8 protein-coding genes and 2 pseudogenes are annotated in these 16,026 nt (G+C 38.1%); 9 read left to right on the top strand and 1 reads right to left on the bottom strand.

What is annotated here, in order from left to right; all coding sequences use genetic code 11:
• Window positions 1–7: 7 nt before the first annotated feature.
• Entirely contained in the window at window positions 8–4,378 is a 4,371-nt protein-coding gene (locus AB1467_00650) for a hypothetical protein (GenBank protein ID MEW6294790.1), read from the bottom strand.
• A gap of 87 nt (window positions 4,379–4,465) precedes the next feature.
• Here AB1467_00650 and AB1467_00655 point away from each other — a divergent pair, with 87 nt between their 5' ends.
• The 9 genes and pseudogenes from AB1467_00655 to AB1467_00695 all read left to right on the top strand — a co-directional run bounded on the left by AB1467_00655 (window position 4,466) and on the right by AB1467_00695 (window position 15,796).
• Window positions 4,466–5,194, top strand: a complete 729-nt coding sequence (locus tag AB1467_00655; GenBank protein ID MEW6294791.1) for a hypothetical protein — start codon at window positions 4,466–4,468, stop codon at window positions 5,192–5,194.
• 91 nt (window positions 5,195–5,285) lie between these two features.
• Window positions 5,286–5,789 (top strand): Lrp/AsnC family transcriptional regulator, encoded by a 504-nt coding sequence (locus AB1467_00660; protein ID MEW6294792.1) that lies wholly within the window; start codon window positions 5,286–5,288, stop codon window positions 5,787–5,789.
• A gap of 58 nt (window positions 5,790–5,847) precedes the next feature.
• On the top strand, window positions 5,848–9,543 hold the full coding sequence (locus AB1467_00665) for a DNA topoisomerase (GenBank protein ID MEW6294793.1): 3,696 nt from the start codon (window positions 5,848–5,850) through the stop codon (window positions 9,541–9,543).
• A gap of 239 nt (window positions 9,544–9,782) precedes the next feature.
• Entirely contained in the window at window positions 9,783–10,319 is a 537-nt protein-coding gene (locus tag AB1467_00670; protein MEW6294794.1) for a hypothetical protein, read from the top strand.
• 1 nt (window position 10,320) lies between these two features.
• Window positions 10,321–10,929: a hypothetical protein gene (locus tag AB1467_00675; GenBank protein ID MEW6294795.1), complete on the top strand. Its 609-nt coding sequence runs from the start codon at window positions 10,321–10,323 to the stop codon at window positions 10,927–10,929.
• Window positions 10,926–11,729, top strand: a complete 804-nt coding sequence (locus AB1467_00680; GenBank protein MEW6294796.1) for an NFACT RNA binding domain-containing protein — start codon at window positions 10,926–10,928, stop codon at window positions 11,727–11,729. Before AB1467_00675 ends, AB1467_00680 begins: the two co-directional genes overlap by 4 nt.
• A gap of 4 nt (window positions 11,730–11,733) precedes the next feature.
• The gene (locus AB1467_00685; protein ID MEW6294797.1) at window positions 11,734–12,297 is read left to right on the top strand and encodes a hypothetical protein; all 564 of its coding nucleotides are present in this window, start codon (window positions 11,734–11,736) and stop codon (window positions 12,295–12,297) included.
• Between the two features lie 184 nt (window positions 12,298–12,481).
• Window positions 12,482–14,293, top strand: a pseudogene (locus AB1467_00690) (LAGLIDADG family homing endonuclease).
• A gap of 3 nt (window positions 14,294–14,296) precedes the next feature.
• A pseudogene (locus AB1467_00695) lies at window positions 14,297–15,796 on the top strand (CDC48 family AAA ATPase).
• Window positions 15,797–16,026: the final 230 nt, after the last annotated feature.

A 16,026-nucleotide genomic window follows, 5' to 3' on the forward strand; every position in this document is an offset into this window, starting at 1 on the left:
ATTACTATTATTTATTTTTAATGCTTTTTTTCCCGCTTTTTTTTGGCAACAGCAAAATCAGCACTGCAGCCAAAACCAATGCAATTAACTCAACCCTTATTTCAGGCGTTGCAACTGCTTTTATTCCTGTTAGAAGGATTGTCTGCATTGCCTCGTTGTTTGAAATGTTCTCTTCGTTCACTGCAGGCAGAACCTTCAATTTCACGTAATAGCTTTTTGCTGTGCCTTTAGGATTCAAATCCAAAGCAAAGTTGATGTCCTTGTTGAACCTGTAATAATTGCCTCCAATAATTTGTTGTGTTTCAGTGTAAGTGTAATTCACTTGGTTGGTGAAGGCATCGCTTATTGTAAGCACAATGCTTGCATTTGCGTCAGAGGTAGAATAATTCCTTATTGTGGCAGAGATGCGCGCGTTCCCGTCAACCATGAACCTGCCTGCTGGCACTGATTCAACCTTGAAATCCTCTACTGCAAACACGTCAGCCTCCATTCTCAACACTGAAATTTTTATTGAATCGCTGCCGCTTGCACCCAATGAATCGGTTGCAGTGAAGGTAATATTATGGTCTCCTACTGAAAGTCCGTTGTACTGCTCGTAACTTGTGGAGCCGAATGTTCCGTCATTGTTTGAATCCCACTGCATTGAAACAACATCATTTCCATCATCAGTTACAATAGCATTAAAGTCTATTACTGAGCCATACAAGAAATTATTGCCGTCAGAGGGAGAAACAATCAAAACAGAAGGCTTGTGGCCTGTAAAGCCCACTGCAATATTGCCTGAAGTAAAATAATAATTGTATACAGGCCCAGTAACCTGGCTCCAAGCATTCACTGTAGTTTGAATTGAGTCAGTCCCAGAGCTTGGCGTTTTAAAGTTGAAGCCCCACCAATAATAATATGGGGGCACTGCGGGATTATAACCAAATTCATGATATGTTGCATTTTTAATGAAATTATTTGCATTAAAAGAACAGTTAACTTGCTCTGAAACCCAATTGACTGCACCTTGTGGGTCCATTGGAGAGCCCAAACAGTTTGGAGTTTCAGAAGAAGAAATAATTTTGCTTAATTCGCCTGCAATACTGCTGCTCCAATTCATGTCCTGAACCTTACATGTTTCGTTGCCAATGTTCTCCAGCTTGATTTCAGCCCTGTAATACTTGTTTTTCTTTAATGCTCCAGCGCATTCTCCTGCAAGGCAACTATAAATTGTAGTGCTTGAATTGCTTGTGTCAGTAATGCTTGCAATTTCTCTTACATTAAAAGTGTTAACTGAAAGACTGCAAGAGTTTACATAAAAGTCAAATCCTGCAGCAATACCGTATTTGCCTGCACTGTCATAAGCTTTTGGGTTCGTTACAGTATATGCTCGAGGTTCCAAACAGTTTATAATTCTTGTATTAGTGGCAATAGAAGAACCAATTCCACTATCATTATCTGACTTTGTTGTGCATCCAGCAATAGGGTCCTTGTTAATACTTGAAATTGTCCTGCCTTCAACTGATTCTGCTCTAGTAAAAAAATTAATGTCCTGATTAGGTCTTGCTGGAGAAGGACTAAGGTCTGCCGAAACAATAGGCCCTGAAACAACAACTTTTTGGGGTTTACTGTACTGAGAAATTAAATTGCATTCATCCATAGCTTTCACACTCAAAGTGTATTGTCCAGGATATTGAGTCTTCCAAGCATAATAAAGGCTTACACTTTTAATTCCTTGAGCTTCTATTAAACAGGAATTATCATACACAGTAACATCGCCACAAATCCAACCTTGTTCAAGTGGCCCCACAAAGTTAAATTGAAGTTTATTATAATCAGGCGGATTTAGGAGATTTAGATCACGGCACGTACTAATGCACGTATTATCAAAAGCATGATAGCTCGCCAAGGTGGCCTCCCCTGTTGGAACTTCATAATTATAAGCGTTTATATCCAAAAGGTAAGGCGCCTTATTCACATTAAAATCAATCTGGTAAGTGGGGGTGTTATTTCCGTTAGTGCAGGCATAGTATCTAGTGTAGGGAGTGCAGCTGTAAAGTGTTTGAGTGAAAGTGCATGTTGCAGTTGAACCTGCTATAGTGCAATTGTTTGTCATGCTCGCATAGCCTACATTTGTTGTGCTCCACCTGCAGCCAGTGGCATCAGCAGAAACATTCAAAACCAGCACGCTTATATTGTTATCCAAATTCTGGTCCAAGTAAGGAGAGGTAGTGTCTCCTTCCAGATTGTTCACTGAAATTGTTGGGGGATTAGGCAAAGCAACATTAAAAATTATGCTCGTGCTTGTAGAAGAATTATTGCCTACACCGTCCCTGCACGCGTAATATCGAGTGTAGCTTCCATTAAATAAATTGCCAAAATTGCAGTCTCTTATAGTAGGAGAATTGCACACAGTGCCTGCAGAGTAAGTGAAAGAAGGCGTTGAAGACCACCTGCATTCTGTTGCATCCACTGAATTCAAAGCTAATATTGTTTTGTTGTCGTTCACTGCGTCAGCATAAGGAGAGCTGCTGTCTCCTGCAAGATTATTTATTGTAACAGTAGGAGGGGTTGAGTCTGTAGTGTAAGTTGTTGTTCTTTGAGCTGAAGAGGAAGTACCGTCATAAGTAACACAGTAGACTGTATAGGTTTGGTTTGTTGTTGCTGTAGCGTAAGAACATGTCATTGTAGAGTAAGGAGAATTGTAGGAAGCACTTCCTTGTGTGCATTTAGTGTTTGCTGAGGTAGGGCTTCCTGTTTCATTGCAGAAAAAATTTAATAGCTGTGATTCTGGGTCCCCTGGGCCTACAGGACTAACTGTTATTGTGCTGCCTCCTTTTATTGGGTCAGGAGAATCAGAAATTGATGTTAATAAAGGAGAAAAATTCACTGAAAAAGAAATGCTGTCAGTTGTAGGGGAATTTCCTATAAAATTCTTGCAAGCATAATATCTAATGTGGTTTCCGCCCCCAAGATTTCCTAAGTTACAGTTTGAAGTGCCACCGCTTGGTGCACTGCATAATGTTCCTGTAGAGTAAGTGAATCCTGAGGTTGTGGAATACGTGCATTCTGTTGCGTCATCTGAATTCAATACTAGAATTGTCTGGCTGTCGTTTACTGTGTCAGCATAAGGAGAGCTGCTGTCTCCTGCCAGATTGTTTATTGTGACAGTTGGAGGGAACATGACAGTAAAATTAATTGAAAGAGTGGAAGAATAATTGTCTACAGAATCCTTGCATGCATAATACATTGTGTAAGGGCCTTCACTTAAATTTCCGAAATCACAGTATGCAGTTAAAAGTGAAAAATAAATTGTTTTTTCTTCTAAGGGATAAGGGGCTGTTGCACCGCCCCAAGTGCAATTATTTGTCATGCTTGCATAGCTTACATTTGAATTGCTCCACCTGCAGGCAGAAGCATCACCATATGTTACGTCAGGATCAAGGTATAATTTTGTTACTCCATCATCTACTTGATCATAATAAAGCGGTTCAGGATCTCCGGCTAAATTATTAACTACAGGGCTTGGAGCAGTTAAGTCTGTAGTGTAAGTTGTTGTTCTTTGAGTTGAATAAGATGTTCCATCATAGGTCCTGCAGTAAACAGTATAGGTAATATTATCCGTTGCTGCCGTAGTATAACTGCAAGTCATTCCAGAGTAAGGTGAAGAGTACAAAGTGCTTCCTTGTGTGCATTTAGTGTTTGCTGAGGTAGGGCTTCCTATTTCATTGCAGAAAAAATTTAATGGCTGTGATTCTGGGTCCCCTGGGCTTACAGGAGCAATTGTTATTGTGCTGCCTCCTTTTACTTTTGCTGGGGCACTTATAGAGCCTAAAGTTGGAGGACTACTTGGTGTAATTGTAATTGTCCTGTCTGCCCCGCTCGTATAAGTGATTGCAGTAAGATATGTTGTTCCATTGCCTTGCGAGTAAACTCTTAGCTCGTAAGTGCCAGTGTTTTGCCCCACGACAGTCCAGGAAACACCAAAAGGACCGCTCTCATAAACAGGGCCAAAACCGCCGTACCTTATATTGGGTTGTGCTCCTGAAACAATTTTTAAGTCTCCTGAACTTGAATTCATGTCAACGAAATTAGTGCAGCCAGCATTCTTGCACCATTGAATTTTGGTGGTAACATTGCCTGAAGCATCAGCGCAGTTTCCTGCAATGCACTCTATTGTCACAGAAACACTAAAGTTTGTGGCCTGTAGAAATGAGGTGTTATCTGCCGTAGGACTATTCCAAGTAATTGAAAGAGTTCCAGTGGGAGTGCCTACGCCAAAGACTGCTGTTGTAAGGCCTGCGGGCTGATTAAAATTCTGCAAATAATTTGCGCTGAGGGCTACTGCAACAATTACAATAAACGAGGTTAAGGCTATAATTAACTCTTTTTGCATTTCAATTACAAATAATGTTTTTCTAATATAAAATAATATGTGTTTAAAATACTTTTTTGCGTTAAAATTTTAAGGGAGATAAAAACAATGGTTTACTTGAGCGCTTTGCAGGATTACCTTGAGAACAGCAAGATAAGCGTACTTTTTGGAGTTCTCCTAATATTCGTTTTTTTCTTCCTGTTTTTCTCCAACATAATTGTGGGTTCAGGTTCAATCTTTTTGGAGTACAACCTGAATAACATTAATCTAGTGAATTTTGCCATTGAAATTGTCACTATTGCTGTCTTCCTTGTTTTTTATGCAGTGTTCCTTTCCTTTATTATCTTCAATGTGAGGAACAAATTGAATCGGGTTAGAATGGAGTACTACCTTAAAGATAAACTCCATAAATTTTCTTTCAAGCTTTTTCTCTTCTTTGTCTTTTACGTCTTCCTGTTGTTTTTTATTGCTGCAGCGCTCATAACTGCAGGCGTAAGCATTTATGCAGTAAACCTTCTTTTGTTACTGATCTCCATTGCATTGCTTTTTGTGCCGCAGGCAATTGTCGTGGATGAGGCTCCAATGGTTTACAGCATTCAAAACAATTTCGAGTTCATTGCAAAAAATCCTAAAAACTTTTTGAGGGCAGTCATTGCCTCAATGATCCTTCTCGCATTAATTCCATTAATTGAAATGGCCTTTGATTTTGTTGCGTTCTCTGGAAGATTTGTTTCAATTATAATTCTTTTGGTGCTAATAGTGCCTTACATTGAAGTGCTCAAGACAAGGCTTTACATGAGCAAGTTCGGGCTGGCTTTAGCGAACTCGCACTACTAAAAAAAAGCACAAGAATCAGAATTCAAATAAATAAAAGGCTTTTTCTTTGAATAATTAACTTTTTAATCCTTTTTGTTTTATTTTATAGAGTATGGAGAAGTTGATGGAGAAGGCAGAGAGGGCTGTAGTGGAATTAGACAAGATTGATCATAAAATAATTCAAATGCTATTGCAAGACGGAAGGGTTTCCTTCAGCACCATAGCAAAAGAAGTTCAATTGACCGATGTAGCAATAAAGAAGAGGGTTGACGGCCTCGTAAGGAAAGGCGTCATCAATTCAATTAACGCTAACCTGAACCTTAAAGTTTTAGGATACCAGAACCCTATTTTTGTGCAAATGAGGACAGAGGCAAGCAAAAGCAAGGACCTGGCAAAAAAATTAAGCTCCTATGATTACGTCCTGGAATTATACAATGTAATAGGCGAATACAATTTGCTCGCAAAACTTGTAGTGCCAGACCTAGACTCAGCAGAAACCTACATCAACACCCTTGGAGTATTAGACGGCGTTTTGGACATCAAAACCCAGTTAGTCCTCAACGAAATAAAAAAGACAAACGCCCTGCCCACGCATTCACTGCAAAAGAAACTGTAATTCTAAATTCAATTCTTTTTATTTAATTTTTGCTTGAGAAAATAATTGCTGATTCAAAATGAAGTTAATTATTTCAGAAAAGCCCATTGCAGGAAAGAGGATTGCTGAAATTCTATCGCATGGGAGCATTTCTGTTTCAGCGCAAGAGAAAGCACAGTTGTTTGAGTTCAGGAAAGAAGGAAAAGAATTTGGGGTAATCCCCCTGAAAGGCCACATAGTGGAAGTGGATTTCCCTGAAAAGTACAGCAAATGGCTTGGGACAGACGTAAGAGAATTAATTTTCGCCCCAATTGAATACAAGGGCGCAGAGAAAGCAATTATTACGCTCCTAAAAAAGAAAGCAAAAGACGCAGAGGAAGTCATAATTGCAACAGACGCTGACAGGGAAGGCGAAAGCATTGGAGTTGAAGCAGTAAACTACCTAAAAGAAAAGAATCCAAAAATAAAGATTTCAAGAGCCCATTTTTCTGCAATAACCCCAAAAGACATTGATGCAGCATTCCAGAAACTGAGGAAAGTGGATTTCGCTCTCGCAGACTCAGCAGACGCGCGCAGAGAAATAGACTTGATATGGGGGGCAGTCCTCACGCGCTTTCTTTCATTAGTTTCAGGCCGAATGGGAAAGGAATTCCTTTCAGTGGGCAGGGTGCAGTCTCCGGTGCTGGCTTTGATAGTTAAAAGGGAGAAAGAGATCCAGGCATTCAAGCCAGAAGAATATTTCCTTCTCAAAGCAATATTCGAGAAAGACGGAAAGAAGTTCGAGGCATACCACAAGAAAGGCCAGTTCAAGGACAGGAAAGAAGCAGAAAAAATTTTAGAGAAAAAGAAAGACAAAGGCATTGTAGTAAAAGTAGACAAAAAAATTAGAACAATAACAAAGCCCCTGCCGTTCAATACAACCTCTTTCCTGCGCTCTGCAACAGCCTTGGGCTTCAGTGCAGGCGAAGCAATGAGCATTGCAGAAGACCTGTACATGAATGGATTCATAAGCTATCCAAGAACAGACAATGAAGTTTACCCCCAAAACCTTGACTTAATGGAAGTACTGAATGAATTAGGGAAAGTGAATGAATTCAATGCCCTAGTAAAAAAAATTCACTTGCAAAAAGAGATTGTGCCCTCAAAAGGAAAAAAATCTGAAGATCATCCTCCAATCTATCCTGTTTCTTCTGCCCAAAAAAACAAGCTGAACGAAAGGCAATGGAGGATATACGAATTGGTTGCAAGAAGATTCCTTGCAACCCTTGCAGAAGATGCCCTGACAGAAAACATTTCAGTTGAAATAGATTTGAATGGAGAGCCCTTCATTGCAACAGGGCAGAGAATACTGAAGTTAGGATGGAAAGAATTTTATCCTTACTCAACACTATCAGAAACCCTTCTGCCTGAACTGAACAAGGGAGACATAGTAAAATTGATTAAATTAGATTTGCTTGAGAAATGGACTCAGCCTCCGCCAAGGTATTCGCAGGGCGCGCTAATAAAATTAATGGAGGACTTGGGATTGGGCACTAAATGTTTAACTGGAGACACAAAAATCAAAGTATTAAACAGTAAAAAATTAAACGAGCTGCCAATTTCTTTGGTTTTTGATTCCTCCAAAAAAAGAGAAAAAATTGGAGGCTTAGAAGTTGCTTCCAACAATGTATTTTATTGTATCTCTCTTAATAAAGAAAACAAAATCCTTACCCAGAAACCGATTTTTTTGACTAAAAGACCCCTTAAAAAAGGAGAAAAAATTTTTAAAGTAGAATTTGAGGATGGCTCTTTTATTAGAGCAACATCAGAACATCCTTTTTACATATTTAATGGAAATTACTCTTTTGTTCCTTTGTCAAGCTTAAGACTAGGAGTAAAAGTTGTTTCTGTTTTGGGAGAATTTAATGATGAATGCGCCGAATGCGAAGAAATCAATTTCAAAGATTTTTTAAAAATGTGCAATAAAAGCAGTTGTCTTTTTGCTTTGAAAAATGACAATGAATTAAAAAAAATCAGAAAAAAAGTAAATATGAGCCAAAGAGAGTTTTCACGTTTTTTGGGTTGCTCTCAAGGCAATTATGCAGCTTATGAAGCAAATAAAAGGCCTATTCCATTTTGGATATTAAAAAAATTGAACATTATCCCAAAAAAAATCACTACATTAAATAGAAAAGTTGTAATTCAAAATCCATTTCCGTTGAAAAAAAACAAGGCTTTTTCCAGGGTTCTAGCAAATCTGATAGGTGATGGTTCAATTGATTCAGAAAAGCTGAAAAGAGAGAATTGCATAGATTTTCGGTACCATAACACCAACCCAAACTTGATCCAAAGGTTTATTGGAGACATTGAAGAAATATTTAAAATAAAATTAAAAAAAATAAAACTTGCTCCTGAAAAAGGAAGAAAACAGCGCTATTTTGTAAGAATTCCTGCAACCATTGGACGAATTTTCTTAATTTTAGCTCCAGAGCTAACCTCAAAAAATGTTTCCTTGGTTCTACCAAAAAAGTTTTTTTCATACTTTGTTGGTTCTTTATTTGATGACGAAGGCCATGTGCACAAAAATGAAACAAAACTTTTCATTTCAAACACTAACCATAAAATGCTTGAAGAAGTTGGAACAATGCTGGCTTCTTTAGGCATCAAAACAAGAATGGATAAAAAGCAGCACAAACTCTATATAACTGGAAAAAATAATTTAAGTAAGTTCCTTGAAATAATCCCAATTCATTCAATTGAAAAAAAACAGAGATTAATTGATTTGCTTTCAACAAAATACAAATTCGGCAAGGAAAATGCCCCTTCTCTAATCATGGATAAAAAAATATTTTCCTTAATCCAGCATGACTCTCTCTCTTCTATTAAACTTTCACGTACGCTTGGGGTTTCCAAAGGTTGCATTAATTCACATATTAGAGAACTACTAAAGAAAAAACTGGTTAAAAAAATAGTGGAGGGCAATAACAAGGATTTGCCGCGAAAGATATATTATAAATCACTAGTTGATTTAAGCAAAAGTTTTTACTCTCTTTTAGGAGAAAGGGTTTTAACTCCACAGATCATAACGAAAACAGTCAAATCCGTTGATGAAATTCCTTTTAAAGGAGAAGTGTTTGATATAAGCAATGGTTATGGCTTCCCTAATTTTGTTTTATCTAATAATGTTGTGGTTCATAATTCAACAAGGCATGAAATCATAAATAAATTGTACGCCCGCAGGTATATTTCAGGAATTAAAGCAGTCCAGCCCAATGAAGTTGCATTTGCAGTAATCGATTCTTTGGACAAATACTCGCAGAAGGTCATTGAACCACAAATGACAGCAGAAATAGAGAAAAGCATGGAGGAAATAGCAGAAGAAAAAAAAGAAAAAAAGCAAATAGTAGAAAACTCTCGCGAAATCCTTTCAGCAATAGTGGAAGAATTAATAAAAAACAAGAACGAGATAGGCTCGGAGATAAGAAAGGCATTAACAAAAGACTCAATTGTAGGGAAATGCCCTTCATGCGGAGGCAACCTCAGAATTCTCATGAGCAAAAACAAAAAACGCTTTTTAGGCTGCAGCAATTACCCTAAATGCACTACAACATTCCCACTGCCCCAAAAAGGAAGGATAATTGCATTAAACACTGCTTGCAAGGAATGCGGAATGCCAATGATTAAAGTCTCAATTAACAGGTTTAATTTTAATGACTGCATTAACCCTGACTGCAAGAGCAAGGACGAATGGAAGAAGAAAATGCAAGAAAAAAAAGACAGCGAAAAGAAGAATTAAGTTCAAGAGAAAGGGGGATCAGAAACAAAATTTTTACCATATTAGCATGGTGAGCCTATCCCCCTTCTCTTCGTGTTACACTTTTCCTCCTTAGAATTGAATCCCTCCGAAATGCAAGTAACCTTGCATTACAGTAGAATAGTTATCCTCCGTGGCATATATAAATTATCATGTTTTTAATATCATAAAAAATACATTAAAAAACTTTATTGTAGCAATAATATTACAGTGAAACATATATGGTTATCCAAATGCGAATAGATGACGAGGTAAGGTTAAAGGTACTGGAAGCCCTCCTGAAGAAAGGCTCTGTCGTGCCTAACCTCAGGCAGATAAAGAAGCAGACAGGCCTGCATTTAGCCACAATAAAGTCTTCGATTGATTTTCTTATGAAGGAAGGCCTGCTTCACGGATTCGGCCCGAGGATTGACTTCAGGAAATTCAATTTAAAGGTTGATGCTGTTGAGCTCCTCCAGATTGATTTCTCGCAGAAGCCTTTGCTTGACAAATTCCTGAAAGAAATAAAGGGAGATGACCACCTTTACAGGCTTTCTTCAATCATTGGTTCGGGGAACCTGAACATTTTAGCCCAGCACATTTATTCTGACATTGAGTCATTCCACCACAACACGCAGAAGCATTATTATGAGATTCCAGGCATCCTCCGCTTGATAAAAGACAGGCAGATCTTCTACACAACAGAACCTTACTTCAAGAACGAGTCCAGGACAAGATCCATAATAAACATCATAAAAAAACAGAGGGGAATGGAGTAAAATGAAAATTTTTCCAGGAAAGAAAAAAATTGAAGCAAAAAGAATTGATTTACTTGTGCACCCCCTCTGGGGTGTATTGTATTTCAGACCAATGAAAACAAAAAATAAATTAAAGTTAGAAAAAAAGGATGTTAAATTCATGAGCAGTTTGTGGGGGAAGAGAATAAATGAAATAGCAAAGGACCCGAATAGAATAATTGTAATAATTAACCCAGTTTGTGGGGGGAAGCCTTATTTAACTCAATTAAACAGATTAATAAATTATGCTAAAACAAAACTGGGGCAAAGATTAATTTTAATAGAAAATTCATTAACTAACTATAGCAATAAAAAAATAATTAAAGAATTTAAAAAAAGAAATATTGTTATTAATCCGTTGAAGGTTGAAGGAAGATCTTACGGAGAACTCTATCAGGGGTGCGTTAAGGCAGAACAGAAGAGATTGTCTGAACTATTAGGCATCCCTAAAGAAAGATTTTTTTCTGAACAATGGATTTCAATTGACTCTGATATAAGACACAAAGGGCTATCAAAGTATGGTCTTAACCTGAGAAAGCAAAGCAGGCCTTTGAGAAATTTAAGGAGAAGATTAAAGAGGCAACCAAAATGAAAATCGAACTAGACTTAAAGAAAAGCCTGATGGAGAACGCCAACTCTTACTTCGAGAAGAGCAAGAAGGCAAAAAGGAAACTGGAAGGATTGAAGAGGGCGATAGAGGACACAAGCAAAAAATTAGAGGAACTTAAAGCAAGAAAAAGCGAGTTGAAAGAGAAGAAACTGCTGAAGAAGAGAAAAAAGGAATGGTATGAGAAATTCCACTGGTTTTATTCAAGCGATGGACTTCTTGTTCTTGCAGGAAGGGACGCGCAAAGCAATGAAGAGCTCATAAAAAAGCACATGGAGGAAAAGAACGACCTGTACTTTCATGCAGAAATCCAGGGAAGCCCACACTGCATTATAAAAACAAAAGAACATAAAGCACCAGAGGAAACACAGAGAGAGGCAGCAGAATTCGTTGCCTCCTACTCCAAGGCTTGGAATGAAGGATTAAGCAGCATTGACGTTTATTCTGTCCTCCCAGAGCAGGTGAGCAAGAGCGCCCCAACAGGCACTTCAATGAAGACAGGCTCTTTCATGATTTACGGGCAAAGGAAATGGTTCAAAAAAACCCCATTAGAATTTGCTATTGGAGTGAAAAAAGAAGGAGAAAATTTTATTGTAATTGGAGGGCCTCCTTCTGCGGTGAAAAAGCATTCTGTTGCCTTCCTGCAGGTAATGCAGGGGAAAGAAAAGAAAGGCGACACAGCAAAAAAAATCAAGGCATTACTAGAAAAAAAAATTGGTGCAGCAATAGATTTGGATGAAATAATTTCAGTGCTTCCTAATGGGGGATTAAAAATAAAAGGATGAGAAAATGTTTGACACAAAAATTTTAGAGCATTTGGTGAATGCAGAATTGAAAGAGGCAGGCATTTTCGGCTCAAGCCATATTGAAAGAACGAAAAAGAATTTTGATGCAATAAAAGAGGAAATGAAGTTTGATGAAGAAGTTGCTTCTCTGTCTTTAATGCTGCACTGTGTTGGCGCAAGGCAATGGCTTCAATTCAACCAGGACCTCACAGCAACCTCGGTGAATTTGACGAAAAGGTTTTTGGTTCAAGCAAATTATCCCAACAAGAATTTAGACCAAATCATTCACTGCGTGCAGGAGTCAGGCATGAGCGGAAAGCCGAAAACAATTGAGGCAATGCTTGTGCATGACTCAAACATGCTTGACGAAATAGGGGCAATAGGAATACTCAAGGATTCTATGCTGTTCGTAAAGCAGAGGAAAACCCAAGAACAGTTTCTGGATTACCTTAGGGCGAAATCATTCCACTTGAACGAAACATTCTTCACCGAAAAAGGCAGGGAATTAAGCGAGGAAGGAATTGAATACTATGTCTTCTTCGTGAAAATGCTCCAAAAAGAATTATAACAAAATTAATTAACTTTAAATGATTTCAATTCCACTGATTTAATCAGTGGATTGAAATATGTCAAGAACCAAAACACAGTTATTATATTTTTTATGGCACTGAATTTTATTCATTGGTTCTTGACATTAATTTGCAACCAGAATTTGTTTACAGCAAGAAGTGAGAGAAATGCCTGAAGAGCAAATGAGAAAAAAAGAAGTTGAATTAAAGGTCCAGGACACTGACCCAAGCCATGTTGGACGGAATATAGTCACATTAGACAAGAATACAAAAGAGAAACTGGATGTAACCTCGGGAGACATAGTGGAGATAGAAGGCACAAAAAAGACTGCAGCAATAATCTGGCCTGCAAGAGCAGAAGACGAAGGAAAAGGAATTATAAGAATGGATTCACTTATAAGGCATAATTCAGGCACTGCATTAGGAGAAAAAGTAAGGGTGAGAAAGGCAGAATACAAGGAAGCAAAAAAGGTTGTCTTGGCTCCAACAAGAGAGGTGAGGATAATTGCCTCAGGTTACGATAGAATACTAAAAAAGAGTTTTATTGGAAGGCCTTTAGTGAAAGGAGACAATGTATGGATTTCAGTTTTCGGCTCAGGATTCATTTACACTGTAATTGAAACAAACCCGAGAGGCACAGTGAAAATAACAGACTTCACTCAATTCATCCTGAAGGAAGAGCCAATAAAAGAGGCATTGGAAGGCGTTCCAAAGGTTGCATACGAAGACATTGGCGGATTGGATGAACAAGTGCAGAAGATAAGGGAAATGATTGAATTGCCAATGAGGCACCCAGAATTATTTAGGAAATTAGGCATTGAACCGCCTAAAGGACTATTAATTCACGGGCCTCCTGGCTGTCTAACAGGAGATGCACTAATAGCATTAGAGGACGGGCGATTAATTAAAATTGGAGATTTAGCTAAAGGATTAGAACCAAACATCTATATAGCTGATCTTCCAATATACCCGCCTGCTTCAGCTAAAGCAGTTCATATTTATGATGTCCCTGAAAGCATTGAAATAATAACAGGAACAGGAAAAAGACTGCAAACAACAACAAACCACCCCCTGCTTACAAACAATGGATGGATTGAAGCAGAAAAATTAACAGTTGAAGACAAAGTAAAAGTTTTTTCATGGATTCCCTCGCCACAAAACAAAATTTCAATTAACTTTAAATTTAATTTTAGTGGAACACACTATAAAGATCTTATCCTGCCAAAAGAATGGGATGAAAGTTTAGCATTTATAATTGGGGCCTTCATAGCTGAAGGTGATGTATGGAAAGGCAGGATTACTTTCACATTGAACAAAAACGAAGATGATTTCAGAAGCATAATTAAAAAAGAAATGAGCAAATTTGGAGAAATTTTTGAACGAACCTCTACTCCAACAGGAAAAAATTCTATAAAACTAAGATTCTCAAACGCAACCCTTGCAAGATTTTTTGAAAAATACCACAAAAAAGAAATTCCAGCACCAGTACTGTTATCCCCAAACAGTGTTTGTTCAGCATTTTTAAAAGGTCTTTTTGAAGGGGATGGATCCGCTGTATTTTCAACACACAGAAGAGTAAGAACAACTGGAGGAAAAGAATACAAGACATTTGAAACACAAAAATTAGTATCACTAAAATCATCTTCAAGAATTTTATTAGAACATTGCCAAACACTTTTATTGAGATATAAAATAAAATCTGTGATTTATGATTCCATCTATAAAACTAATGGAAAATTATTGGAAAGTCACGTGCTTTACATTAGAGGAAAAGAAAACCTGTTTAAGTTTAAAGAAAACATTGGTTTTGTCTCTGCCAAAAAGCAGAAAAAAATAGAAGAAATAATCAAAAGCATCAATAAAATTAGAAAAATGCATGAAGCCACAGAATTTGAAAAAATAAAAGAAATAAACAAAAAGTACGGCTGGGTTAGAGTTTACGACTTTGAGGTGCCCGAAACCCATTCTTTTTTCAGCAATGGAATCCTTTCACATAACACAGGAAAAACCCTTTTAGCAAAAGCAGTTGCAAGCGAGACAAACGCGCACTTCATTTCAGTAAATTCTCCGGCCATAATGAGTAAGTATGTCGGGGAGGCAGAGGAAAGGATAAGGCAGATGTTCAAGGAAGCAGAAGAAAGCGCCCCTTCAATAATATTCATTGACGAAATTGACGCTATTGCTCCAAAAAGAGAGGAAGTAATTGGAGAGGTAGAGAGAAGGGTTGTAGCGCAACTGCTTGCAGCAATGGATGGAATGGAGGCAAGAGGGAACGTAATTGTCATTGGAGCAACAAACAGGGTGAATTCACTGGATGAAGCCCTCAGAAGGCCTGGAAGATTTGACCGAGAAATAGAAATTGGAGTTCCAGACAAGAAAGGAAGGCTGCAAATACTGCAGATTCATTCAAGGGGAATGCCTCTAACAAAAGATATTGATTTGGGGTACTTTGCTTCAATCACTCACGGCTTTGTTGGAGCAGACTTGGCTGCACTAGCAAAAGAGGCTGCAATGAAGGCTTTAAGGAGATATCTGCCGAAAATTAATTTAGAGGAAGAAACAATTCCTGCAGAGGTATTAGAGGAATTGGAGGTTAACAGGCAGGACTTCACTGAAGGAATGAAGGAAGTCCAGCCTTCAGCTTTGAGGGAGGTATTGGTTGAAGTGCCTAACGTGAAATGGAATGATATTGGTTCATTGGACGAAGTGAAAGAGGAATTAAAGCAGGCCGTGGAATGGCCTTTGAAGTATCCTAATTCATTCAAGAAGATGGGCATAAGGCCTCCAAGGGGAATCCTCTTGTATGGTCCTCCTGGAACTGGGAAGACAATGCTCGCAAAGGCTGTGGCAACAGAAAGCGAGGCAAACTTTATTTCAATTAAAGGACCCCAGCTTGTATCAATGTATGTGGGAGAAACAGAGAGGGCAATAAGAAAGATTTTCAGGAAGGCAAGGCAGGTGAGCCCAGTGATAATATTCTTTGATGAAATTGATTCCATTGCTGCAGTGAGGGGCTCTGCGTTTGATTCAGGGTCTTCTGACAGGGCAGTGAACCAGCTTTTAACTGAATTGGACGGAGTAGAAGAATTAAAGGATGTTGTATTCATTGCTGCAACCAACAGGCCTGATTTGGTTGATCCTGGTCTTTTAAGGCCTGGAAGAATAGACAAATTAATTGAAGTCAAAGCCCCAGATGAGAAAGCAAGAATTGAAATATTCAGGATTCATACCAAAGGAGTTCCATTAGGAAGAGATGTTTCGCTTGAAGAATTAGCAAAGAAGACTGAAGGCTTCAGCGGGGCAGACATTGAAGGCCTTGTGAGAGAAGCAGCACTAATTGCCCTAAAAGAAAGCAAGATGCAGGCCAGCAAAGTTGAGTTAAATCATTTCCTTGAAGCAATGAAGAAAGCCAAGCCCACAATCTCAAAGGAAACAATCGAGGCATACGACGAATTCAAAGAGCACGCCAAAAACTTCAAGCCATCCTACGTTGAGTAAGAGACAATTTATTTCTCCAAATCTCTTCTGCTTTTTTTCTATGTGTTAATGTTGGGTCATTATAAATAATGTATTTAATTAAATAAAGTTTTTTTTCAGGGAAATTGTTTTGTCAGCACCAATTAGGAATGCGTGCTTGTCATAACATATTTTTTCGCCTTTCCCTAAAATAACCCCCTGCCTTTTTAGAATACTTAAAGTAGAATAAAAACCTAATGGATTTTCCTGCC

The organism is Candidatus Diapherotrites archaeon (assembly GCA_040755695.1).
Taxonomy (GTDB): domain Archaea; phylum Iainarchaeota; class Iainarchaeia; order Iainarchaeales; family 1-14-0-10-31-34; genus JBFMAK01.

Coding starts and splice junctions, on each gene's coding strand:
- AB1467_00685 (MEW6294797.1), top strand. CDS start 11,734: ATGTTTGACACAAAAATTTTAGAGCATTTGGTGAATGCAGAATTGAAA.
- AB1467_00670 (MEW6294794.1), top strand. CDS start 9,783: ATGGTTATCCAAATGCGAATAGATGACGAGGTAAGGTTAAAGGTACTG.
- AB1467_00660 (MEW6294792.1), top strand. CDS start 5,286: ATGGAGAAGTTGATGGAGAAGGCAGAGAGGGCTGTAGTGGAATTAGAC.
- AB1467_00665 (MEW6294793.1), top strand. CDS start 5,848: ATGAAGTTAATTATTTCAGAAAAGCCCATTGCAGGAAAGAGGATTGCT.
- AB1467_00675 (MEW6294795.1), top strand. CDS start 10,321: ATGAAAATTTTTCCAGGAAAGAAAAAAATTGAAGCAAAAAGAATTGAT.
- AB1467_00680 (MEW6294796.1), top strand. CDS start 10,926: ATGAAAATCGAACTAGACTTAAAGAAAAGCCTGATGGAGAACGCCAAC.
- AB1467_00655 (MEW6294791.1), top strand. CDS start 4,466: ATGGTTTACTTGAGCGCTTTGCAGGATTACCTTGAGAACAGCAAGATA.
- AB1467_00650 (MEW6294790.1), bottom strand. CDS start 4,378: ATGCAAAAAGAGTTAATTATAGCCTTAACCTCGTTTATTGTAATTGTT.